General features: G+C 40.7%; 20 protein-coding genes. 8 read left to right on the top strand and 12 right to left on the bottom strand.

The window, feature by feature from the left end:
• Window positions 1-18: 18 nt before the first annotated feature.
• Entirely contained in the window at window positions 19-183 is a 165-nt protein-coding gene (locus tag QC759_RS08675; RefSeq protein WP_156104974.1) for a hypothetical protein, read from the bottom strand.
• A gap of 314 nt (window positions 184-497) precedes the next feature.
• Between QC759_RS08675 and QC759_RS08680 the strand changes: the two genes are divergently transcribed.
• On the top strand, window positions 498-1,850 hold the full coding sequence (locus tag QC759_RS08680; RefSeq protein ID WP_048073777.1) for a DASS family sodium-coupled anion symporter: 1,353 nt from the start codon (window positions 498-500) through the stop codon (window positions 1,848-1,850).
• Between the two features lie 68 nt (window positions 1,851-1,918).
• On the top strand, window positions 1,919-3,127 hold the full coding sequence (locus QC759_RS08685) for a PAS domain-containing sensor histidine kinase (protein WP_048073778.1): 1,209 nt from the start codon (window positions 1,919-1,921) through the stop codon (window positions 3,125-3,127).
• Window positions 3,128-3,157: 30 nt separating this feature from the next.
• On the opposite strand, the gene QC759_RS08690 is transcribed toward QC759_RS08685, so the two are convergent.
• The 4 genes from QC759_RS08690 to QC759_RS08705 form a co-directional block, all read right to left on the bottom strand.
• Window positions 3,158-4,600 carry a PAS domain S-box protein gene (locus QC759_RS08690; RefSeq protein WP_341776979.1) on the bottom strand — a complete coding sequence of 481 codons (1,443 nt, stop codon included), beginning with the start codon at window positions 4,598-4,600 and terminating at the stop codon, window positions 3,158-3,160.
• A 368-nt stretch (window positions 4,601-4,968) separates the two neighbouring features.
• The gene (locus QC759_RS08695) at window positions 4,969-5,502 is read right to left on the bottom strand and encodes a PsbP-related protein (RefSeq protein WP_048073147.1); all 534 of its coding nucleotides are present in this window, start codon (window positions 5,500-5,502) and stop codon (window positions 4,969-4,971) included.
• Between the two features lie 159 nt (window positions 5,503-5,661).
• On the bottom strand, window positions 5,662-6,582 hold the full coding sequence (locus QC759_RS08700) for a DUF7065 domain-containing protein (protein ID WP_279845557.1): 921 nt from the start codon (window positions 6,580-6,582) through the stop codon (window positions 5,662-5,664).
• A 107-nt stretch (window positions 6,583-6,689) separates the two neighbouring features.
• The gene (locus QC759_RS08705) at window positions 6,690-9,386 is read right to left on the bottom strand and encodes a PEP/pyruvate-binding domain-containing protein (RefSeq protein ID WP_048073146.1); all 2,697 of its coding nucleotides are present in this window, start codon (window positions 9,384-9,386) and stop codon (window positions 6,690-6,692) included.
• A 319-nt stretch (window positions 9,387-9,705) separates the two neighbouring features.
• Here QC759_RS08705 and QC759_RS08710 point away from each other — a divergent pair, with 319 nt between their 5' ends.
• From QC759_RS08710 to QC759_RS08720, 3 genes are all read left to right on the top strand, one after another.
• On the top strand, window positions 9,706-9,858 hold the full coding sequence (locus tag QC759_RS08710) for a hypothetical protein (RefSeq protein ID WP_243687306.1): 153 nt from the start codon (window positions 9,706-9,708) through the stop codon (window positions 9,856-9,858).
• A gap of 62 nt (window positions 9,859-9,920) precedes the next feature.
• Window positions 9,921-12,029: a PAS domain S-box protein gene (locus QC759_RS08715; RefSeq protein WP_276700213.1), complete on the top strand. Its 2,109-nt coding sequence runs from the start codon at window positions 9,921-9,923 to the stop codon at window positions 12,027-12,029.
• A gap of 476 nt (window positions 12,030-12,505) precedes the next feature.
• Complete coding sequence (locus QC759_RS08720; RefSeq protein WP_048073144.1) at window positions 12,506-12,910, top strand: hypothetical protein; 405 nt, start codon at window positions 12,506-12,508, stop codon at window positions 12,908-12,910.
• Window positions 12,911-13,290: 380 nt separating this feature from the next.
• Here the strand turns inward: QC759_RS08720 and QC759_RS08725 are convergent, their stop codons facing one another.
• Window positions 13,291-13,950 (bottom strand): tetratricopeptide repeat protein, encoded by a 660-nt coding sequence (locus QC759_RS08725; RefSeq protein ID WP_048073143.1) that lies wholly within the window; start codon window positions 13,948-13,950, stop codon window positions 13,291-13,293.
• A 164-nt stretch (window positions 13,951-14,114) separates the two neighbouring features.
• Here QC759_RS08725 and QC759_RS08730 point away from each other — a divergent pair, with 164 nt between their 5' ends.
• Entirely contained in the window at window positions 14,115-14,672 is a 558-nt protein-coding gene (locus QC759_RS08730) for a manganese efflux pump MntP (protein WP_048073142.1), read from the top strand.
• A gap of 112 nt (window positions 14,673-14,784) precedes the next feature.
• Here QC759_RS08730 and QC759_RS08735 read toward each other — a convergent pair whose 3' ends face one another.
• Window positions 14,785-16,281, bottom strand: a complete 1,497-nt coding sequence (locus QC759_RS08735; RefSeq protein ID WP_052659981.1) for a PP2C family protein-serine/threonine phosphatase — start codon at window positions 16,279-16,281, stop codon at window positions 14,785-14,787.
• Between the two features lie 369 nt (window positions 16,282-16,650).
• Here QC759_RS08735 and QC759_RS08740 point away from each other — a divergent pair, with 369 nt between their 5' ends.
• Window positions 16,651-18,360 carry an ABC-ATPase domain-containing protein gene (locus QC759_RS08740; RefSeq protein ID WP_048073141.1) on the top strand — a complete coding sequence of 570 codons (1,710 nt, stop codon included), beginning with the start codon at window positions 16,651-16,653 and terminating at the stop codon, window positions 18,358-18,360.
• 161 nt (window positions 18,361-18,521) lie between these two features.
• Window positions 18,522-18,851: a zinc-ribbon domain-containing protein gene (locus QC759_RS08745; protein ID WP_048073140.1), complete on the top strand. Its 330-nt coding sequence runs from the start codon at window positions 18,522-18,524 to the stop codon at window positions 18,849-18,851.
• Between the two features lie 384 nt (window positions 18,852-19,235).
• Here the strand turns inward: QC759_RS08745 and QC759_RS08750 are convergent, their stop codons facing one another.
• From QC759_RS08750 to tsaA, 5 genes are all read right to left on the bottom strand, one after another.
• On the bottom strand, window positions 19,236-19,976 hold the full coding sequence (locus QC759_RS08750) for a hypothetical protein (RefSeq protein ID WP_052659980.1): 741 nt from the start codon (window positions 19,974-19,976) through the stop codon (window positions 19,236-19,238).
• A 9-nt stretch (window positions 19,977-19,985) separates the two neighbouring features.
• On the bottom strand, window positions 19,986-21,416 hold the full coding sequence (locus tag QC759_RS08755; RefSeq protein ID WP_048073139.1) for a B12-binding domain-containing radical SAM protein: 1,431 nt from the start codon (window positions 21,414-21,416) through the stop codon (window positions 19,986-19,988).
• A gap of 50 nt (window positions 21,417-21,466) precedes the next feature.
• Window positions 21,467-22,153 carry a sulfite oxidase-like oxidoreductase gene (locus QC759_RS08760; RefSeq protein WP_052399965.1) on the bottom strand — a complete coding sequence of 229 codons (687 nt, stop codon included), beginning with the start codon at window positions 22,151-22,153 and terminating at the stop codon, window positions 21,467-21,469.
• Between the two features lie 417 nt (window positions 22,154-22,570).
• Entirely contained in the window at window positions 22,571-23,146 is a 576-nt protein-coding gene (locus tag QC759_RS08765; protein WP_048073138.1) for a hypothetical protein, read from the bottom strand.
• Window positions 23,147-23,496: 350 nt separating this feature from the next.
• Window positions 23,497-23,848: tRNA (N6-threonylcarbamoyladenosine(37)-N6)-methyltransferase TrmO (tsaA, locus tag QC759_RS08770; RefSeq protein WP_279845565.1), on the bottom strand; the 352-nt coding region annotated here is incomplete at its 5' end.

Raw genomic sequence — 23,848 nt, forward strand, 5'->3', positions numbered from 1 at the left:
TTCAATCTAAATCAAAAATTACTGTGTTTTATTCATGCTATTTAAAATTAACACCACTACCACGGCGAAAAGGAATGTGCTGAGATAGTTGGTCCAGGTGTATTCTCCCAAAGCAAAAATCTCGTACAAACCAATAATCACTACTAGTATTGATAAAATAACTGCCCATAAATTCCAGTTCATTCTCATCACCTTCCATTCTATCATGAAAATGTATCTTTACTTTATTCATCACTACCAATAAACCAGTTGACCTCAATCCAATATCCACTATTTTCCTATTAGAATTAATTTCCTATGAGAATTACTGAATATATTAGCCTGCTTGTTTAAAACAAGTATTACTATATCCTTGATATTAATGTTAGCCAGACAAAAAGTATTAATAATGATTAAACATTATAAAATAAGTATATATTAGGTTAAGATTTTAGGTTACCTGTTAAAATAAAATAAAGGGAGGCTTAAAAACGAATATAAACTTAAAAGTTATGGGAATGCCCCTGGCCATCATTGCTTTTATAGTGATAATGTTAATTCCCATGCAAGGTTTAAGCTATCCTGGACATGCAGCAATTGCCTTACTTGTTTTTGCCGTGATAATGTGGGCCACTGAAACAGTACATCTCGCTGTTACTTCCTTAATAATACTTTTTATACAGCCCATAATCGGTGTTGAAAGTTTTGATAGTGCTGTAATTGGTTTTGCCAATCCCATCATTTTCTTAATGATAGGTGGTTTTATCATTGCCGAGGCTATCCGTAAAAGCGGTTTAGCCACACGTTTAACCTATACCATGTTAAACAAGTTCGGTACCAGCCCCGATAGAAGTATCTTTGTGGCGGTATTCTCCACTGGTATTTTATCTGCCTGGATCGAAAATGTGGTGGCTTTTGCCATGCTACTCCCTATTATCAAGGAAATCATCCCCTTAATGGGTGTTGACGACCCGGAAAAGGGTAAAAGTAACTTTGCAAAAGCCATGGTACTTGGTGCATCCTACGGTTCACTGGCCGGTGGATTTGGAACGGAAATAGGTACGGCTCCCAACCTGATGGCCGCAGCCTACACCCACATCCCCTTTGCCAACTGGATGGTATTTGGATTCCCACTGGCTATTATTATGATGCTTATTATCTGGAAACTCTTAAGTAGAGTATTCAAACCAGAAGTAAGCGGAATAGTAGGTGGGAATAAGACCATCTCCAATAAATTGGAATCATTAGGACCCATGAAACGTGTGGAAAAAATTTCCTTAGGTATACTCCTATTTACCATCGCCCTGTGGGTCACTGCAAGTTGGACTGGACTTAACAGTTATTCAGTTGCTTTAATCGGTGCTGTGCTTTTCTTTGTTTTCAAAGTGCTTGACTGGAGAGATGCGCAGAACGGTGTTGACTGGGGATTAATTGTCTTCTTCGGAGGAGCATTAAGCCTTGGAGCGGCATTACTGAATACTGGAGCAGCAGAATGGCTTATAACGGATATTGTAAGTGTTTTAGGAAGTAATCCATCAACCATCCTGATCATGGTGGTTCTGATGATAATTGCCGTCTGTATAACCCAAGTAATGTCCAATATTGCCCTGGCCGCAATACTAGTTCCACTGTCAGTTACCCTGGCACAAACCCAAGGATTACCTGTAGGACAATACGCCGTACCAGTAGCAATAGCCTGTTCACTATCATTCATGCTTCCAATGGCTGATCCAACAGTGGCCATGGCCTACGGAACAGGGTACGTGAAAATTAAGGAGATACTAAAAGCAGGAGTACCATTAATTGTAATTGGGATAATAATAACAATTATACTACTATTGACTCCCCTTGCAAGTCCAGTGATCGGATAACCCCATTTAAGGTAGAATAACGTTCTACCTATTTTATTTTTTTAATCAGCGGATAAAGGATGATTAACATGTTAAAAAAGAAGTCAGCACCCACAAACCCAAATACAGGGTTAGGTGAAAACATAGATAAAGCCGGATTAAAGGCATTACTGGCAAAAACTAAGGTAAATTTAAATGATATAATCAATACTTCGTCTGCTCCCCAGTTCATCATAAACCAGGACCATAAAATCGTTTACTGGAACCAGGCACTGGAAGAACTGAGTAATATCACGGCTGACAATATTTTAGGCACAAATAAGCAATGGAAAGTATTTTACAATACTCGAAGACCATGTATGGCTGATTTTATAGTTAATGGACGTTTAGAGGATATCCCCAAATGGTATGGAACTGAAGATGGTTCCAAATTTATGCTTAAATATCAGGGAAAGAGTGAATCCAAGGGTTTGGGGAATTCCTGTGAAGCAGTGGCCTTTTTCCCCAGGATGGGAAAGAAGGGTAAATGGTTGCATTTCACAGCCATGGCCATTAAAGATTTTAAAGGTGATGTAATCGGTGCAGTGCAGTCCTTTGAAGATGTCACCAAAGAGATAAAATTACAAAAAAAGTTGTTGGAAGCCCTGGAAGAGAAGGAAGTACTCCTCAGGGAAATTCAACACCGAATAAAGAGTGATTTGCAGATAATACGTGCCATGATACACTTCCAATCATATTACATTGATCATGACCCCTCACTGGAGTTATTTAAGGAGATCCAGAATCATGTCAATTCCATGACACGAATACATGATAAACTGTATCGATCAAAGGATTTAACTAACATTAACATGGAAAATTTCATTAAAAGTTTAGTAATAGACCTGTTTAGAATATATGGAGTGGATAACAACCGGGTTAATGTAAGAGTAAACGCCAAGGTTATGCTGAATATCAACACTGCCATTCCCTGTGGACTGATGATCAATGAACTGGTAACCAGTTCCATAAGGCGCAACCTGCAATCAACTTCCTCTGAAGACAGTGAGGGGGAAAGTTTCAGGGAAATGGATAAGATTACCGTTAAAATCATCCCCCAAGGTGAATCTTTTTTAATGACAGTTTACGATAATGCACCAGTTCTCCTGGAAAGTTTTAACCTTCAGGACAAGACCCTGAGTATGTGGTTCGTTAATAAATTAGCTGCCCAACTAGGGGGTTTGGTTGATTTAAAACAGGACAACGGAACATTATTTAACATTACCTTTAGGGAAATGAAATTTGAAGAAGAATTTTAAAATACATGGCCTTAACTGTAAGAACTAGTTTTACTTAGTAATATCTCTCCAATAAATAGAAATTCCCTCTGATGAAGGATAAACACTAAAATCAAAGCAATTGCTCCTTTTGTGAATTCCGGGGGCTTTAAAATGAAGAACTTTTTGTTGATTCATGGCCTCACGGAATGAAGTCTCATAGATGGTTCCCACAAAATCAGGCAAACGATCCCATATGTTTCTGCCCAAAAGATCATCGGCATCAATTCCCAGGTAATCTGCAGCACAACGGTTCACGTATATGAAATTCCACAGATTATCCAGAGCCATAAACCCATCCTGAATACTATCTAAAATATGAGTAATCTGCTTTTTACCACTTTCCAGTCTATCTTCAGCCTGTTTACGTTCAGTATCATTGAATATGTAACCCTTGACCTGGGTGAGATCTCCGGAGTCATTGAATATACCCACCATGTTAGCCACCACATGGATCCTCATAACATCGGATCTTCGCTGCCAGCTTTGAAATCCCAAAATTTTACCTTCGTTTTTAAGGCGAGTAACCATGTAAGGCCAGTCAAATGGGTTTGAATGAGATATATTCCATTTCAGTGCATCTTCAACTGTGCTAAACCCGTAAATCTCCGCAAAAGCAGGGTTACATTCTAAAATCTCCCCCTCAACAGTGGCAATGAAATCTCCAGTTAAATCCTCGTCAAAAAGACGATGATACTTCTCTTCACTGCGTTTTAAAGCCTCTTCAGCTTCTTTACGTTCGGTATCATCGAAAACATAACCCTTAACCTGGGTTATTTGGCCATTTTCATCCACCCGGGCCACAACATTACTGACAATGTGAATTTCCGTTCCATCCTGTCGCCGGTGGGTGGTTTGGCGGCCCTTAATTTTATGCCTGGTTTCCAGATGCCTTATTAAATCCTTCCAGTCTGCAGGGTTAAAATCCACTATGTTAGATTTAGAAGCTTCTTCAGGACTGATAAAACCATAAATCTCGGCAAAAGCAGGGTTGCATTCTATTAATTCACCTTCCGGTGTGGCAATAAAATCTCCAGTTAGATCCTCCTCGAAAAAACTTCTGTACCTTTCTTCGGTGCTGAGAAGTTCCTCTGCTTCTTTCGGGGAATATGATTCCTGGACTTGCACCAGATAACCAGAATCAATATTAGACACTGTTACTTTTAAAAGTACAGAATTCTGGGCCAGGGAAATATAATCGGGTACATTAGAAAAATCCACCTTAATCTGGAATTCTGTCACACCTTCTTCGGTGATTTCATCCTTTTTACAGGGAATAATCGGGTTGTTGAATAGATTTATATCCGGTAAACCTTCTAACTGGGAAATTCCCAATAATTCTAAAGCAACTAGATTTATATCCAATAATTTCCCCTCTTTATTATGATAAAGCATTCCAATGGGGGATTTATCAAATATTTCCCTGAAAATACGGTAATTACCCTTTACCTTAATTCCTCCCTAAAAATCAATTTCTAATATTTTATTGATATTTAACTAGATATTTATGATTTGGTATTCCACGTATTTTTTTTAATGGTGATCTGCTGTGGAACAAACCAGCCAGGACTTCGTTAAACGATTCTATAACGAAATAAGTTAAGAAATTAAAATTGTCGTAAAAAAATTCAAAACTTTTACTGTTGAAGTGTGCTTTTTGAAAGATGAGAAGATAACATTCCAATACAAACTAATCTCCTTTGATTAGCAATGGACTCGCGCCATATTCATAAAATGATACAAAAATGAATATTAGGAGTAGGGTATCAGAATATAGACTAACAGGTTAAAAAGGAGAAATAAGGATAATGCCTCTTAATTTGTTATGTTGCATGGAAAGTGTTTAGTATCATTTCAAGGTCGGGTTCAATGCTGGTAAGATTTTTACCGGTACTGGGAATAGCATAAATAGTATATAAAATTCCATTTTTTATAAAGCCTGTTGTTACTAGTGGTATATTCTCTACGTTAAGGGTTGTGATTTGATATGCAGGAAGACCATCTACAGTAAGTTCTTTTTCAGAATATATGGTGAAATTATCATTTATAATTCCTTTTCTATAAGAACTAAACTGTTCAGATAATGTTTTATTGGAATAACCCTTATGAAAACTAATAAAATCAATATTTTGACCTGTTCCTCTCCCTATTGTAAACAAGTAATCAGAGGATTCATTTTTCACTTGACCTGAATGCCAAGTATTTGGGGCACTAAAAGATATGCCTTTACCCTCAAAATGGTTAACACCATCAGATTCCGTTTCTTTTACATCATCAAATAAGGTACATCCTGAAAGAAACACAACAAAAAGAACAATAAGTACTACTAATCCCATGGAACTAATTTTTGATAACATACATTTTTCAACTCATTGCAAAATCAACTATTATATAAACTGTACAATTTATTAAGTGCATACAATATGTCTAAGATTCAAATTAGCCATCATAATACTTTAAAAAAATAACGGGTGTGATAAACATTAACTAAAATAAATATGATAAAATAGTCCCTCTTAGGGTTTAGGAACCAGAAACTCCGCTATACCATAACCTTCCTTACCTTCCCACTGGTATTTGGAGAGTGTTTCTATGAGGATCATCTGCTCATCCACGGGTACCATCCCCATTCTAACCACTTCCCCCTCCACCGGGTACTGTGATCCCTGTTTATCGTACAGAACCATACTGAATCTAGAGGGGATTCCCTGGTTGAACTTTACATCTATATCTGATTTTACCAGTGGCTGGTTGGCGGAGTTCGTGTAGAAATATCCGGCGTCCACATCCCCTTCATCAGTGGAGAGTTTGGTCACGTTAAAGGCCTCTTCCGTTGAGAATTCACTGTTAATCCACATCCACATCTTGGGGGATCCCCATTCCCTTACACCACGGCTTAAATCTCTTTCACCCAGTGCCTTTTCAACCGGGAATGATTCACCATCAATCTCGATTATACCCTGTGCTCTTCCGAACTGTTCATAGTGTTCGGAGGCCACATTGGAGGACATTTCAGCCTGTTTTTCATCCACACAGTCCACGTAATCCATAACCGGGTTTAGAGCTTGCCAGGTCACATCCATCTTAACCTTGAACTCGGTGGGGACCTTTTCCAGTGGATTAAAGATAGAACCATTGAATTGGAGATTCCATTTCCCTGGTCCAAGCTCCTGGTACTCTAACCCAGCAATGCTTAAGGGTTTATCATCACAGGGTGTTTCCAGCTTAATCCCTGCTGTCTGCTGGGGGGTCATTAAAAAGAAGAACATTGACTTTTCATTTTTATTGACCTTGTTCCCTATCCTCATGAAGGCAGTTACCTGATTTTTCCTGTCATAAAAATTAAAATAGTAGCTTTCATTCCATTCTTCGTGGTTTTTCAGTTCTTCCTGACCATCCATAACTATCAACCCTTCCACAGATTTTCTGATATTCATTTAAATTTTAAATATTCACTTATAAGTTCTCATTTAGGAGAAGACAAATCAGTCCCTGATTTTAAAAAATCATTTCAATTCTTTTTTCACCGCTTTAATTTCCCATTCTATTCCTTTTTGTATACCACTCCATCGTTACCATCCACTATTAACCTTTCCCCGGTTTTAAAAATTTTAGTGGCTCCTTTTACTGCAGTTACGGCAGGAATTCGGTATTCACGGGATATGACTGCACCGTGAGATAGGATTCCTCCGGTTTCAGTGACTAGACCCCCTATCTTGGAGAATACCGCTGTCCAGGCCGGGTCAGTGTTACTGGTTATGAGAATTTCACCATCTTCCAGGTGAGATAAACCTTCAATGGATTCCACCACCCGGGCCACTCCCTGGAATATACCCGGACTGGCTGCTGCACCGTAAACTGCACTGGCATCGTATTCCGTAACTGTATCATCAAATTCAATCCCGTTTTTCAAGAATTTTGGTGGTAATGACCACTGGTACCGGTAGAATTCTCTTTTCCTTTCTAGAATCTCATCCCTTAACTGGGAATCATCTACTAACTGGGAAGTAACACTTCCCTGTACTCCCGGGTTATCTATGGAGAAAAACTGGAATAATTCCTTTTCATATATGAAGAATACATCCTCCCCCGCATCAAGGACTCCTTTCTCCTTTAATCTGCGACCGAAGTCCAGGAGCATAAGTCTCTGGCGGAAAAGCAGGTGATCCAGGTAGAACCTCTGATTTTCACGGAAGGTCAGATAGGTCTGGGCCAGTTTCAAGACTGTGAAGAAAAGTTTGGCCTTTAAAAACCCACCTCTCACCTTTTTAATCCTCATTAATACTTCTTTTTCCGTTTTAAATCTATGTTCACGGCTTTCCAGTTCCTTTTTGCGAAGATCAAGGTCAGATGAAGAGAGGAGTTTGATGACACTCAGTACATAGGCCTGATCTTCCCTCCAACGGGGGTACAATATTTCCCGGGTGTTGGAACGGTGCCCGTAATCAGTGATAAATTGGTGGAATTCTTTTTTAAAGGATGGATTAGAGGAAATTAAATCTTCAACATCAGAATTACTCAAGGAGCCCAAATCGTCAATGACATTGATTTTCTGCAGTAAATCCTGGTCTTTTCTTAAAATTTGGGCCAGATCTGAAAGGCTGATGTTCATCTCCACTGTTTTGTTATCATCCAACCCCGAGATCAACCCCGCGTAGAGGGAGCCATCCACATCATCCAGCCATTTCACCAGCCAGTTCTTAACCATGAGGTTGGTGGCTATGGAATGAGAGACCATGCCGTATCGTATCAACTGGTAATGTTTGATACCGGACTGTTCTATATCCATGTAGAGGGTGAGTAGTTCCTGGTCAGTGAGTTTTTCCAGGTTAGTTTCATCGAAGGATGAACACTTATGAATGAATCCCTGGGCCCATTTCCGGTAGGCCTTATCTGTGCGGTGCATCATTCCGTCTGGGTCGCGGATGGCTATTAAAATCTGGGAAAGGAGGGTTTTATGCAGTATGGAGGGGTACTGGGATATTCTTTTTTGATCCTCCAGGGGGAAGTAATTCAACAGTTCCTGGGACCGGGCGAATTTAGGATAGTAGGAAAAAGCCTTTTCCAAAACCCAACTATTGAAGTAAACCCTCGATTTATGGAGTTTCAGAAGTTCAGTGTCGGTGATTTCTTTATAACCCATTATCCGGGCACCCTCATGGTTCACGTAGTCAGTGAGCATTTTCCCCATGACATCGTAGAAGAGAGGGGTGGTGGCATCCGCCCAATACTCATCTCCATAGGCCCGGGTCCACAAAATATCATCCCCCTCACCGGTGAGGGTGGTAACGGGACGTGACTGCAGTATATATATCTGGGCTTCCTTTTCCCCACATTCCAATGCCCATTCAATATCCTGGGGTACACCGAAAAATTCCTCCAGTTCCACTCCCTTAGCCAGTAATTTTTTAAGTATTTCTGTATTGAGGCTTGATTTTTTTTGTTTTTCTTCAGGAATGGGTATTAACCTGTTTTCACCATTTTTAAGGAAATATCCCTGGTCCTTTGATTGTATGTTTTTTTCAAGTAGATTGCCCTCTCTTCCCAGAACAAAGGAATCTGGTGAAACTATCCCCGAGACTATTGCTTCACCAAGGCCCCACGTGGATTCAATAACTATGTCATTGCTTCCGTTGACTGGATTGGCAGTAAACATCACCCCACTAATATCGGCGTTAACCATCCTCTGCACCACCACCGCTATCCCCGCCGCAGCTAGTTCAGTGTCTAAATGTCCAATGGATGAATCATGACGGTATTTAACTGCACGATCATTCCAGTAGGATGCCCAGCAATCAACTACTCTCTCTAAAATATTTTCCCGGGCCGTGTTTAAGAAACTGTCCAGTTGCCCGGCGAAACTGGCATCTGGAAGGTCTTCGGCCACTGCCGAGGACCGCACTGCATAGTATCCCGGGGGAAGATCTTCTATTTTCTGCTGGATTTCTTCCCTTAAATTGGTAGGCAACGTTCCACTGGTTATAATGTCTTTTATGGAAGAGCATCCCCTAGCTATGGATTTTTCACTGTTAAAATCAATAGAATTTAGTATTTGGGATATCTCTGATTCTAATTCTTTTTTAATAAAATAATCGTAGGCATCCACGGAAACCACGAATGCATAGGGGACTTTAAACCCGGCGGATGACATCTTGCACAGGTTAAGTGCTTTGCCCCCAATTTTTTCAATGGCCCTATCTTCCTCCTGGAGGTCAACCACGTAATTGTTTGTACTCGCCATGTTATCATTGCCTGTAAATATAGTAACCCTTCTGAGTGTATTATTAAAATGAGTGAAATTTAGAATTTATTTTAAAAGAAGTAGAATATAAAACCCTATGATTTCATTTATAGGGACTGGAGAAAATGAACCAAAGAAAGAGTATTAATTTGAACCAGGTTAATATTCCCGCGCCATTATTATTAGTTTAAGCAAAAATAATATCTTAGGAAAGTAATAATTATGTGGATGTGATTATTTTTGGTTATTATAACTTTCCATTTTTTCCCCATTAGTAATTAATAACATGTAGGAAAACCAACAAAAACTGGTAATTATCATGCCGGAACCAATCCTAATTCTCGCCATGACAGATGATTCTGAGACTGGTAAAATTATCCAGACCCTCGCCCACAGTATCACCCTCTCATCACAGTGTTTAACTGGAAAAATCAGGGGTGGGAAAAGTTACACTGCGAAAATTCAAAGGTAAAAACAGAAGATAACCCGGTTTATCCGGAGTCCATTGATCCGGTTTCATTAGACCTTGTTATAATGGATGAGAAGCTACAGGATAATATCCAGCTGCACACTATTTTAGAAAAAATTAGAGAATTAGATATTCCATTAATTTTTATTACCTCCAACTCTAACAACACCTTGGAAGGTATCCAGATAAACCAGAAGGAAATCTACTTATCACGACCTTTTGAACCCCGCGAATTTATATTAACAATGCAAACCGCCTTTTACAAGAAGAATGTGGAACGGGCTCTCCACGAAAGTGAGAATAAATACCGTATTTTAATTGAAAATGCCGATGATCCCATTGCCATTGTTGATTACCAGGGAAAATTTACCCTGGTGAATAAAAGTGCAGCCATCTTCTTTTCCTGTGAAGAAGAAAAATTCCAGGGAAAGACCATGTGGGAACTCTTCCCCCCGGAAATCGCCGACTTACAAATGAACAATATAAAAAAGGTTATAGATACTGGTGAGGGCCGTATTTTTGAGAATAAATCCATTATCCGAGGTAAAGAATATTTTTTCAGTACCAACATCCAGCCCATGCCCCTGAAAAATGGAGAAGTAGGGTCAGTGCAGCTCATTGCCCGGGATATCACCCCCATGAAAATGGTGGAAAATGCCCTGAAAAAGAGTGAAGAGAAGTTCCGTGAAGTGTTCAACAATGCCAACGATGGAATATCCCTGCATCTGATTGAGGAAGATGGTTCTCCCGGTAAATTTTATGAAGTTAACGATGTGGTCTGCCAGAGACTGGGTTACTGCAAGGAAGAACTACTTGAAATGGGTCCCCTGGATGTCATAACCCCCGAAACAAAGGAAAAACTGTACGAAGTCATGAGAACCATTAATTCCAAGGGAAAAGCCACATTTGAAGCAATTCAGGTTACCAAAGAAGGTGGCCTGCTCACCACCGAGATCAGCAATCATGTGTTCACCCTGCAGGGAAGGGAGATGATCATGGCCATATCCCGGGATATCACCGAGCGCAAAAAAACTGAACGTCAGATATTACGGATACTGGCTGGCATTGAAGGTGCCGGGGATGCCATTAGCATAGCCATGCCGGATGGTGCTAATTTTTATCAGAACCGGGCCTTTAACGAACTATTCGGATATTCAGTGGAGGAGCTGAACATCCCCCTGGGACCAGTGAAGCTATTTGCCGATTTGGAGCTGGGGAGATACATATACCAGACTATTATGAATGGTAACAGATGGGATGGGGAGCTGGAGATGGTTACTGAATCTGGTCGGATTTTCCCGGCATACATGCAGGCTAATGCCATAAAAGATAATAAAAACCGGATAATCGGTTTGATATGTGTCTTGAATGATATTACTGAAAGGAAAAGGGTGGAGTATGCCCTGAAGACCAGTGAAGAAAAGTTCCGGAACCTGGCCCAGACAGCAGTGGATGCCATTATCATCATTGATGGTGAAGAAAGGATTATATTTTCCAACAACAGCCTAGAAAGAATTTTTGATTACCGAGCCGAAGAAATAATGGGCCAGTACATAGACACCCTCATTCCCCAGCGATACATGGAAGAGTTTCAGGTTAAACTAGACTTTTTCCACCAGGATGACCTGGGTGTGGGGAATATATTCGAATCATTTGGTATGCGGAAAGATGGGAGTGAATTTCCACTTGAAATGTCCCTGAACACGTGGGAAGCAGAAGGTAACGTTTATACCACCTTCATTATCCGGGATATTACCCAGAGGAAACTGGATGAATTTAAATTGAAGATGAGGGAGGATATATTCCAGTTAATGTCCCAGAATATTGACGAAGTTTTCTGGATTATTGACCCACTTACTGGACAGATACTGTACATGAGCCAATCATACCATAAAATATGGGGACGATCTATCTCTAACCTTTATCAGAACCCTCGTTCCTGGATTGAATCCATCCATCCCCGTGATCAGGAAAAATTCATCTCCTACATTTTTGGAAAAAATGGTAAAACCACCTCCCATAGAGAAGGAATTGAATGCAGTGTCATACGTCCCGATGGAGAAAAACGTCGAATAAAAGTCCGGGCATATCCAGTTATAAATCAGAATAAGGAAATTTATCGCCGGATCGGTATAGCCACTGATATTTCTGACTGGACTCCTGACTCAGGATAAACCCTGATAACGACGGGGGAAAAAAAGATTTAAAATGACTATATAACCGAATAGGTAATAATTGACAGGAGTTTTGCCCATTTACATTAGTGCGGCTGAAAAATGACTATTCACCCCCTCTATTCACCATGATATAGGAATTACTGCTTTTATTGTAGTCCATAGCTTGTTTTGAGTTAATTCATTTTGGTTGGAAAGCAATTTGTGATTATTATCACCAAACAACTTCAATATTATAAGTGTTTGTGAAAACTAAATTGTTATGAGGTAATAATCCATAATGGTGATGAACAACATTACCATAAAATATGAATATTGATTAAAAATACTACAAGATGTTCATCTGGATTTTGCCTTATCCACCGCCTTAACAAAACCCTGTCCTGAGGAAGAACCCCGCCGCCCTTCCTCTGGACATCTCTTTTTTTCCTAAAGTTTAACAAAATTTTAATAGTAAAATGAGACCAGGTTAGAGTATGAGTTATCACCCTGATGATCCGGAGTTTACCGATGCTAATCCCGACCTGGTTCTTTTTACACTTATCTGCCCGGAATGTGGAGTGGCCAACCCCGATGGTTCCCTGAACTGCTTAGTCTGTGACAAGGACCTTACCCAGACGGTATTATTTTTAGAAGATGATTCCTTTGACCTGGAATTAACCAAAGATGCCTTGATTGAGTACCGTAAAAACTTTTGGGGCACCGAACGCACGGGTAAGGTACTGGTATACCCTTTAAGTGAGATCTCAAATATTGAATATGGATCACCAATTACCCGCTTTAAATTTGATTATAAAAATGAAAGACAGGTAATACCCCTTAGAAAAGAAAATATGGAAATTCTAAAGGAAATTCTCCCCCAGATTATTGATCCCAATTAGTTATTGATATTAACCGAAACATTTATATAAGGTGTGGTAACTACACTCATATTGTGTGTTATTTCTCATGTTAAGTTTTACATGAAACAACGTTGGAGTTAGGTTCATGTACACTATAAAGTGGGGATATACACACGTTAAAACCCCATATAGGTTTCAACCTAGCGCTTAACTCTATTTTTGGTTGAAACCAGAAACTTGCTTCCAGAGATATAAGCCATTTTTCCCCCCTACAAACCCCCTTAATCTCTGGAAGCTTTCTATTTATACAGCCTTATTTTTATAAAAATTATATTTACACCATAACCTATTAAAAACTGCGTTCTAATAATTTAATAAATAATAATGAGTTAAAATTTAAACTAATGTGATTTAGATTATTATTTCTCCCTTTTTAAACTATCTTCTTTATTTTGGCCTGCTGTTTTCATTTTTAACTCCAATAACAGGGCCCATGCTTCTTCAACTTGTGGTGAAAGAGTGCTGGATGCCAGGTAAATGAATCGTTCCAGGGCAGCGATGGCTTCCGGGTATTCTTCCAGGAAGTTATGGGCCGATCCCTTACCCGCCCAGGCGGGTGCATTATGGGGATTGATCCCAGTGGCTTTAGTGAAGGAATCACAGGCCTCTTTATATTTTTTCAAACCAAATAAGGCCGATCCTTTATTATTCCAAACTTCATCATTAGCTTTTTCCAGATCCAGGGAGTGATCAAAGGAGTTTACCGCCTCTTCAAACCGGCCCTGGGATGCATATAAAATTCCCAGGTTAGACCAGGCCTGTGCATTATCTGGTTTAATATCCAGGGCTACTTCAAAGGATTCCTGGGCTTCATCCATCAGTCCCAGGTGGGAAAGGGTAACTCCCCGCAGATCCCATATCTGGCTATTATTCGGGTCCAGTTCTAAGGCATCATCAAAGTATAAGAGAGCTGCCTGGTAACTTCCCCGCTGGAAAAGTTCAAACCCCCTTTCTAATAATTCTTCTTTATTCTTTCCCCATTTTTCTTTTCCCTGACCTCTGTTTTGGCTATGATCCAATCTAACACCCTCTTTAATTACTTGTGAAATTAATTCGGTACAACGTCTAATTTGTTTCCTAATGAAAATTTAAACCCTATTCTGGTGAAGATCCTAAAGTAGTGACCATAAATTCTAAAGTAGTGACCATAATCATATATACTGGACAGTACATGAAGTAAGTTATGGATATTTTTTCTATGTTTTTCCTGGCAGTTGGTCTGGCCATGGATGCCTTCAGTGTATCTATTACCAGAGGAATGACCTTAAAATGTAATTTCAAACATGCTTTCATCATTGCCCTATTTTTTGGAGGATTCCAAGCCTTAATGCCCGTGGCAGGATGGCTGGCCGGGGAACAGTTAGCAGCCCTGGTAGAGGTATGGGCCCCGTGGATAGCCTTCCTCCTCCTACTCCTGGTTGGAGGAAAAATGATCTACGAAGGTTTAAGGGAAGAAGATGATGAAGATGTTTGTAAAGTTTTTTCCCTGAAAGATATTTTAATTCTTTCGGTGGCCACCAGTATAGATGCCTTTGCCGTGGGAGTAAGCTTCGCATTCCTTAACACCCCCATTCTAATGCCCATCCTGATTATAGGCCTGGTAACATTTGGATTATCCTTCCTGGGATGTTACATTGGGAAGAAGATGGGTCACTTCCTGGGAAACCGGATAGAAATACTAGGAGGAGCCATTTTAATTGCCATCGGCCTTAAGATCCTCCTGGAAAACCTGGTTACATAATCTATTAGAGTAAATCCATCGGATAAGAAAAGATAGAAAAAAAGATTAAAAAAATGAAATTTTAAAAAGAATTAAAGGATGAACTATGATAAAGAAGATTAAAACGAGAGATTTAATCTGCCTTTAAAATAGCCAGGGCCAGATCATCCCTTTTTATACCTGAATCCATTACCTTGAATCTTATCTCGTCCACCAGTTCCTGGGGGGATAGATCATGTTTGCTGGAGACCAGCCTTCGCAGTACCTCATCACCAGATACTCCTGGTTCTTCCAATGCTTTAATCATACCATCGTTGTAAAAGATTAAAAGGTCTTCTTTTTCAATTTTTACCCGGTTTTTTTCCAGTTCAATATTTTCCAGTCTACCCAATGATTTTTCCCCACGAACCAATTCCTCCAGTTGGCTGGTTTCATTGCGATATATTATAGGTGGAATGTGGGCGGCATTCACATAGGTTAAACACCTTTCGTTAAGGTTCAACTCCCCATACCAAATAGTTAAGAATATTTCAGGACCAATATCGACCGCAATGAGGTTATTAAGGTATCTCATAAGTTTTTGAGGATCCTGGTTCCTGGCTTCCCCCCTTAATATGGTTCTGGAAAGTGCCATTAACAGCGAAGCAGGAAAACTTTCCCCCCTCACATCAGCAATCACCAGGCCAATTTTATCCTCAGATAAAGGTATGAAATCATAAAAATCTCCACCCTCCTCATGTGCCGGCATGTTGAAGGCTGCAACACTAAAACCTGGAATTACAGGTAGTTGTTCGGGTAGGAAACTTTTCTGGATTTTGTTGGCCACCTCTAACTCATGTTTTTTTCTTTCCAGTTCATCAAAATAGAGATCTCTCTGCCGGATGGTCTCCCGTTCCCGGAGCTGGTTGGATATTATGAATGCAAATATAAAGATTCCCAGGGCATTGGAGACTATCATAGGTATGGTGAGCTCCTCCACCACAGCCAGGGCCATGTAATACGGTTGAGCAATGGCCAGGTTAATCAGCATGTGCAGGGATTCCATTAAAACTGCAAAGACCACCGCCCAGAATATCCCCACAAAATGACGCTTGTTGATAAGGAATATCAGCCCAGCTAAAAGTCCAGCTAAAATAGTGGAGATGGCACAGGGAACAGCGGTAAAACCACCTAAACTTAAACGATAGAGGCCACCGATGAGTCCTGCTCCCAAACCCATTATAGGGCCTCCGATGAGTCCGGCCACCATGGGGCCCAGATCCCGTACATTGGCCATAGCCCCGAAAACATCCACCCCGGAATAGGTTCCAAAGATGGATATGGCTCCAAAAATAACGATAAGGATAGCCTGATTTTTAAGAGTGAATTTACCCTCCAGTACTTCGGTGAAAACTCTTAAACGACTGATTACATAGGCAATGACCACAATGACACATGCCTTCTCCACCAGCACCAGGAGACTGTGCTGCACCGAGGACATTGGCAGTTCCCCGAATTGCATGATTAAAAGAACACTGACACTACCAATAATTGCCACCAAAGCATGAACGTACATTATGGGGACTTCTTCATCCCCCGCTAGATAATTTCTGATCCGGTGTAGACGGTTGAAAAATGTAGTTTTCGGCATTATTCTGACTCCCTAAATCAGTGATGATAACTCCCTAAATCAACAGCCGGTGATTATAATAAGTGCTTATTATGATCTCTACTACCAATTTAGTAAGTACTTTATAACTTTCTTAAAGATATATAAAAAAGGATGGTATAAATAAAGGATTCTATTTTTTCCCATGGTGAATGAAAACCACAGCCCCCTCCCCTTAAAAGACATTAAATTAGATAAAAGTTTCTATTCCTTTAAGAACAATTTAAGGCCAAAATAACCCGGTTTAAGAATGTAAAGGAATGATGGCAACTGTGCAAAAACCCTAAAAATATATAATCAAAGAATTGTTAACAATAATACAAAAGAACAGGGAAAATCAGAGGATAATAGATGAAAATTGGAGAAGAAATAATTTCCATCCTCAATCGGATTGATGGAAGAGGATACAAGGCTTACCTGGATTTAAAGGGTAGCTATGATTTTAATTATTTTACACTTTTTATAGATCATGTGCAACGCGATCCCTTTGCCAGCCCCTCCCTACTGCGGGTTGAAATCCCTGATCATTCATTTCCACGGGAGTTATACCAGAATAAAACCCGAAAAATTGCACTGGAGGATTATATTTCACGGGCCTTCGCGGAGGGTATTGAAAAAAGGGTGAAGGGAAGAAAAGGTAGTGGTAAAAGTGGAATCTTACGTATAGATCAGGGTAGGCAGGAGGTCATGGAGCGCAGCTGCGTTAACATCAGCCCCCGTGTTCTGGAGATACGTTTTGAACTGGGTTTACCAGCCCGTGGCCGTAGGATAATGGGAAGTGAAGCCCAAAAACTATTAACACGGGTACTACCTGAAATTGTTTCTTGCTCCTGTTTTTATGGGAATTTACCTGCTCGGGAGATAGCACGGCATGTGCAGGGCTACGAGGATGCAGAACATATCCGCCAGCAGCTGGTGAAGGAGGGACTGGTGGCCTTTATTGCCACTGGTTCTATCCTTCCCCGAGAAAGCGGCATATCCCCTAAACCATTACCCCGTGCAGTGGCATTCAGATCTCCTGATACTATTACCGTTTCTCTGGAAACAACAGATGGAAATCTTGTTCAGGGCATGGGAATCCCCGAGGGGGTGACCCTCATTGTAGGCGGGGGTTACCATGGAAAATCCACCCTGCTCCAGGCCGTGGAACTGGGGGTGTACAACCACCTCCCAGGAGATGGTCGGGAACTAGTGATAACCAGAGAAGACGCCGTTAAAATCAGGGCTGAAGATGGACGGCGCATTGAAAAGGTAGATGTCAGCAGTTTCATCCACAACCCCCCGGGAGTCGGGGATACCAGTGATTTTTCCACGGAAAATGCATCGGGTTCCACATCCCAGGCCGCCAACATCATTGAGGCCCTGGAAGCTGGTTCAAAGCTTCTCCTGTTTGATGAAGACACTTCAGCTACCAACTTCATGATCCGGGATGAAAGGATGCAGCGTTTGGTTAACAAGGATAAGGAACCCATTACCCCATTCATTGACCGGGTAGGGGAGCTTTACCATGATCAGGGTGTGTCTACGGTACTGGTTATGGGTGGATCAGGGGATTACTTCCAGGAAGCAGATACCGTGATTATGATGGACCATTACCAGCCCCGGGATGTAACCAGGGATGCCCGTAACATTGCCCGGGAAATGCCCATTAACCGTAAAGCAGAAGCACCAGGGAAATTTCATTACCAAAAACGCCACCCCCGTCCAGAATCAATACAGCCCTACAAGGGCCAAAGGTTGAAACTTGATAGCCGTGGGATTTCCACATTGATGATTGGTGCTTTAATGGTTGATCTGTCATCGGTGGAACAGCTGGTTGAATCCAGCCAAACACGAGCCATTAGCTACGCTCTTTACCAGTTGGCCAGAAATTATCCCCACAAAAACTCTTCAGTAACCGTGAAAAATGTTTTGGATGACTTGGATGAGGAAATTAACCGGAATGGACTTGATTACCTGGCACCCCCTGGCAGGAAGAACCCCCATAACCTGGCCAGACCACGCCAGTACGAGATAGCGGCGGCCTTGAATCGTTTACGGAGCTGTAAGATGAACATTTAACATATCCTCCAAGATCACATCGACCAGATGAAATATGAATAATTTAAAGCATTAAATGTTGGCAAATATAAATAGTGGGAAATAGATATCATTATACGTTGATTTAAAAGCAGCAGGGAAATAAATGAAATATTCCTGTTTAAAATAAGGAGGTATTGACCATGGTGTACTGTCATAACTGTGGCACTAAAAATGAAGATGATGCTGAATTTTGTTCTAAATGTGGAGAACCATTACGGGATGTAACTGATTATGATAGAAGGCGCCGACATCACCGTGACGACCGTTACTACCGTCAGAAGAATGAATGTTTCGGTTTGCCCCATGGAAACATTATAGGACCTGTCATTGGAGGAGTTATATTAATCTTGGTGGGTGTAACCGCCTTTACCGGTTTTACCAACATCTGGCAATATGTCTGGCCAGCGTTTATCATCATCATTGGACTGTTAATAGTGATCGGTGCTGTTTACCGCTCCCAGAGAAAATAAAGACATTGAACCAAAAAGTCCCCTTAAAATAGGAAATAAATGCAGTAAATAAATCGTCACTGGATAAGTGGTTGTTGGAATAAATACAGTATTATCGGTGATTGATAGGTGCAATCACCATTTTCCTATTTTGTATTGAGGTATATAACCCCTATTTTGTATAGATATATATATATATATAATTCCCTTAAATTTATTTTCCAATTTCCTTAATTTCTTTCATGATTCTTCGTAAAGTATTTTAAATTTCTTTAATTCTTTTCTAATCCCCTTAAAGTTATTTTATATTCCCTAATTCTTTTCTAACTTTCTTAAGTTATTTTTAAATTTCCTTAAAGTGTTTTCAAATTTTTCTCAGATTTATTTTCAAAATTCTCCTAAAAATTAATATGAATCATAAAGACACCCTGTTTTTTGGCAACTGCGGCAGATCCTTTCATGATTGTTTTTAGAAGTAACTGTACGGGTCAATATAAAGAATACTACTAAAAGAAGGAAATAACATTCGACCAGTATATTGCCTTTAAATGTGTTCAGGCCAATGATTAAGAGCGCTGATCCAACTACCAGGAATAGATTGGCAGTAAATTTTGATCTAGTCCCCATTACCCGTAATGTTAAGGATAACAAGGATATAAAAACCATTACCCACCCTATTCCAAAGGAAATATTACCGTATAAGAGAGGCATACCTTTAAAATAATAGATTAAAACAAAAGCTACTGCCAACACCACCCCCACAAACAGACCGGAACACCCCGGGCAGTATTTTTTTCCATGGATACGGAAGGTGTGGGATTCAAAGTGACCACAGTCTGGGTGGTGTCCCTGGAAACAGATGGGGTAAGAATCATCTTTTGTAGAGAAGCCTTTTGTAGAAAAGTCTTCTTTTCTAAATTCCAGCACCCCTTTACAGAAAGAAGGGTATACAGTAGCCAGCCCTCCCAAAATACAGATGGCCACAAATATGGTAAATATGAGGGGTTTCTGAAACCAGTAAATAGTTCCTGGTTCCGGGGCGAATAGGTACAATCCTAACAGGATGAAAAGACCCATGAAAGAAATAAATGTTAGAATACGGGACTGATCCCGTGAATTATAGTGATCCATTAACTTTTTATCCAAGGGAATCCCTCAAATTTGATACATGTCTCGGAATGATTGCATTAGCCCCTGGCCAGCCATGTAACGATAGGTTTGTCTTTTAAATTTATTCCGGGAGAACAATCCAGAAACTCGCCTCTTCATACTACCGTAAAAGCTTCGGTAACACTGGTATAATTCTTCCTGGACTTCGGTGGTGGAAAGATGTTGGGTGGGCATAACGGCATGAACCATGTCAAAGTTGGCCCAGTTATCATCCTCCAGCCATCCCTGCTTCACTGCAGCTTCATAGAGGGGTGTTCCAGGAAATGGTGTCAGGATCATAAAAATAGCTATGTCCGGGTCCACGTAGTTAACAAAATCCCTTAACTCCTGGATGGATTCATGGGAATCACGGCGATCCCCGGTGATGAGCGTGGCCTGGGAAAAGATATCGTTTTCCTTTAATAAATCCATGGAAAGCTTGGCATCCGAAGCTTTAATCTCCTTGTGATAATCAATGAGTGCCGTGGAGTCGTGGCGTTCCAATCCCGCCATTATCCAGTAGTTACCGGCTTTTCTCATTTTAGGAAGGATGTCCTGATTCCTTACAATATCATCACTCCGTGCCTGGAGGAACCAGGAGATATCCTGGGAAATTCCACGGCTAATGAGTTCATCACACAGTGCACTGGTTCTGCTTCCCAGGCCCAGGTTATCATCGGTGAGCCACAGGAAACTGACACCGTACTCATTATAGATGTGCTCCATCTCATCGGCAATTCTTCCTGGGGATTTAGGCCTCCATTTTCCCTGCCAGTGCTGCCATTGGGAGCAGAAGGTGCATTTATGGGGGCATCCCCGTGAAGCCTCCACCAGGGCATATCCCGCCCCGGAGTAGGCCATCATTTTAAAATGATACTTGTCCATATGTTCCTCCACCAGGTGGTAACCCGGGAAGGGGAGATCATCAAGATTTTCCAGGAGGGGGCGGGGTGGATTGTGAATAATCTCTGTTCCGTGTCGAAATGAAAGCCCCTTAACACCAGAAAGGGGCAGTATTTGGTCCAAATTCCTCACCAAATCGTTTAGAGTTTCTTCTCCTTCCCCTCGGATTATGAAATCGATTTCTGGATACATTTTAAGGCTTTCATCAGCTAGAGCGGTGAAATGTTGGCCTCCCACCACAGTTTTAACCTCAGGATTTACCTTCTTTGCTATTTCCAGTGTGCGGAGAATAGTATAGGTGTTGCAGGTTGCCAGGGCACTGGCCACCACCACGTCGGCTTCAGCCTGCTCCAGGTATCTTTCTAACTTAGTCCAGCCCAAACCTTCAGCCTGACAATCCAGGACGGAAATATCCCATTTATCATTTTTTGACTCTAAATATGCGGCTAACTGAAGTATCCCCAGAGGTGGTGGCATGTATTCACCCATAACAAACCACAGGACTTTTGGAGGTTCAACAAACAAAACTTTCATAACTGGATCTCCCGACTGGAACTTCTTTTTTGGTTTAAAAAAAATAGATCTTACTCTAAATTCTCCTGCCAGCTGTAACGTTCTTCCTTCCAGGGGTCTCCATGGTTGTGATAACCAGCTGACTCCCAGAATCCACGTTTATCCTCAGCCAAAAATTCCAGTCCAGTTACCCATTTGGCACTTTTCCAGAAGTACAGGCGGGGGACAACCAGGCGCACCGGCCCTCCATGGGGAGAGCTTAAGGCATTTCCATTGTGGTGGGTGGCCAGTAAAACATCCGGGGCAAAAAAATCCTCCAGGGAAAGGTTGGTGGTGAAATTCTTATGGGCGTGCACCAGAACATATTTAGCCTCGGGACGTATTCCTACCAGTTCTTTAATGGTTGATGTGCTCACTCCCTCCCATAAATTGTTTAATTTAGACCAGGACGTGACACAGTGTATGTCTGAGAAGACCTGTACTCGGGGTAAGTCCATGAACTCCTGGTAATTGAGTTTAACCTCTTCATCCACCAGGCCCCCTATTTCAAGTTCCCATTTCTCAGGAACAATCTTAGCCACTTGCCCAGCATGTAACACTGGCCAGCTGTTATCCTCATGCTGTCCCGGTGGAATCCTAATCTCCCTTTGAGTATCAGGACTTACAATGACATCTTTATCCCTTAAAATAGTCTGGACAGTTTCATCGTCCAGGGAGTGGGAATCCCCCTTTAAAAACCGTTTTAAAACCTTTTTCAACTGTATTACCCCCATTGATATTTTAATCAGTTAATTTCATTAAAATATTTGTATGGCAGGTGAATTTCACCCCCCACAAGGTCAGTTTCATTTCTTTACTGTTAAGCATTCATTATACAGTTAATATTTTAATCCCTGACTGATTAATATTTTATCCAGTTCTCCATTTGATCATTACTGGCATCCCAACATTCTAAAAAAGATATCAGTTATGGATACACATATCACTTAGGGATACAATTATTTACTACCACAAGTAGATAAAAAAAAGGTGTTTAAATGAATTTAATTATTTTGAGGTGTTTTAAATGAATTTAGTTACTTTGATTGTTTTGTTCCTGGTTTTAGTCGTGTTTCTGGTTATAATTGCGAGATATTATTTATTGTACAGAAAAGGACTGAAAGGGGGATAAGTTATCAATAGGTCCATACTGGAATTTCTTTCCACTGGGCCTGGAATGTTTTAAGGGTTTGGGTCACCAGGGATGAATTAAAGCGGTCCACCATTAAAACTCCTTTACCCAGTTTCTGAGCATTGATTTTGCTAACTATTCCCGGGTATTCCTTAACAATTCTTTCCCCATCCTTTTTGTAAGTGGATATACCCCCATAAAGAGCGCGGTTAAGTTTATTTCTATCGTTCTGGTTCATTTTGGTGGTGTCATAGGTCAATATGATGCGTGACTTTAGATTCATGCCCTCGGCAGTTATATCCACAGATTTACCATGGAGTAAAACTCCTTCCCCCTCCATTGCTGCGGTGAATTCCGGGTTGGTGCCAAGTTCATCAAGGGTTACCTGTTTTATGTGGAATTTTCCTGATACCAGGTCATTTACCCTACTAAAATTAGATTCTGACGGGGCAGTATGAACCACCACTAGATCAACATTTTTTAAAGTTTTAGAAGCAGCCGCACCAGGGTAAATTACCGATAAAACCCCTTTTATTTTTTTAATGTCCCTGGTGAGTTCTGTAGCCAATTTAAAGTCCATTTTCCCCTCTCCCTCTAATCAGATGACCTTCAGTTTAAGGGAAGGACTATCCCCACTCGATAGGCTATCCCTAAAAATAATTATTCTAAAAAAGAACAATCATTCACTTTATATATCTTCCAGTTGAACCCGTGAAATCCATTAAAATTTCTATCTGTTATATTGATACTACTAATCATAAGTATGTTTGGAAAATAAATAGGTTTGGAAAAAAATTTGCCTATAAAAAAAACTTAAATTCCCACAAAAAACTTTTATAGGGAATTGATTTACGGGGAAATCATTATTGAGTTTTTTAAAAATCTTTATTGAGTATTTTCCTGTCTAAAACTTCTGTTAAAACTAAATAATCAGGGGCAATCCAGTTTTTCCACAAAAGGTTTGATATCCAGGACAGGGGAACCATCCAGGGCATCCAGCCACTTGACCCTTAAAATGTTACCTTGTATTTGGACCAGTTTAACCAGGCACAAACCCATTGGATTAGGCCTTACCGGGGCTCGGGTAGAAAAAACACCCCTTTTCTCTGTTCTACCATGGGGAACCACTTTAAGAGATACTGAATCAGCACGGTCCATCCAGTAGATCACGTGCAGGTTCTGACCGCTTTCAATTCCTTCCAGTGCCTCGGCATACTCTGGAAAAACAGTAATGGTGCTCACCTCATCAGAAAAACGGCCCTGATGGGGAGACCCTTTTTTA

Origin of the sequence: Methanobacterium formicicum, assembly GCF_029848115.1 — an archaeon.
In the GTDB taxonomy this organism is placed as follows: domain Archaea; phylum Methanobacteriota; class Methanobacteria; order Methanobacteriales; family Methanobacteriaceae; genus Methanobacterium; species Methanobacterium formicicum.

Excerpts from the sequence above, each read along its gene's own strand:
- QC759_RS08675 (WP_156104974.1), bottom strand. The coding sequence starts at position 183 with ATGAACTGGAATTTATGGGCAGTTATTTTATCAATACTAGTAGTGATT.
- QC759_RS08680 (WP_048073777.1), top strand. The coding sequence starts at position 498 with ATGCCCCTGGCCATCATTGCTTTTATAGTGATAATGTTAATTCCCATG.
- QC759_RS08685 (WP_048073778.1), top strand. The coding sequence starts at position 1,919 with ATGTTAAAAAAGAAGTCAGCACCCACAAACCCAAATACAGGGTTAGGT.
- QC759_RS08695 (WP_048073147.1), bottom strand. The coding sequence starts at position 5,502 with ATGTTATCAAAAATTAGTTCCATGGGATTAGTAGTACTTATTGTTCTT.
- QC759_RS08700 (WP_279845557.1), bottom strand. The coding sequence starts at position 6,582 with ATGAATATCAGAAAATCTGTGGAAGGGTTGATAGTTATGGATGGTCAG.
- QC759_RS08705 (WP_048073146.1), bottom strand. The coding sequence starts at position 9,386 with ATGGCGAGTACAAACAATTACGTGGTTGACCTCCAGGAGGAAGATAGG.
- QC759_RS08710 (WP_243687306.1), top strand. The coding sequence starts at position 9,706 with ATGCCGGAACCAATCCTAATTCTCGCCATGACAGATGATTCTGAGACT.
- QC759_RS08715 (WP_276700213.1), top strand. The coding sequence starts at position 9,921 with ATGGATGAGAAGCTACAGGATAATATCCAGCTGCACACTATTTTAGAA.
- QC759_RS08720 (WP_048073144.1), top strand. The coding sequence starts at position 12,506 with ATGAGTTATCACCCTGATGATCCGGAGTTTACCGATGCTAATCCCGAC.
- QC759_RS08730 (WP_048073142.1), top strand. The coding sequence starts at position 14,115 with ATGGATATTTTTTCTATGTTTTTCCTGGCAGTTGGTCTGGCCATGGAT.
- QC759_RS08735 (WP_052659981.1), bottom strand. The coding sequence starts at position 16,281 with ATGCCGAAAACTACATTTTTCAACCGTCTACACCGGATCAGAAATTAT.
- QC759_RS08740 (WP_048073141.1), top strand. The coding sequence starts at position 16,651 with ATGAAAATTGGAGAAGAAATAATTTCCATCCTCAATCGGATTGATGGA.
- QC759_RS08745 (WP_048073140.1), top strand. The coding sequence starts at position 18,522 with ATGGTGTACTGTCATAACTGTGGCACTAAAAATGAAGATGATGCTGAA.
- QC759_RS08755 (WP_048073139.1), bottom strand. The coding sequence starts at position 21,416 with ATGAAAGTTTTGTTTGTTGAACCTCCAAAAGTCCTGTGGTTTGTTATG.
- QC759_RS08765 (WP_048073138.1), bottom strand. The coding sequence starts at position 23,146 with ATGGACTTTAAATTGGCTACAGAACTCACCAGGGACATTAAAAAAATA.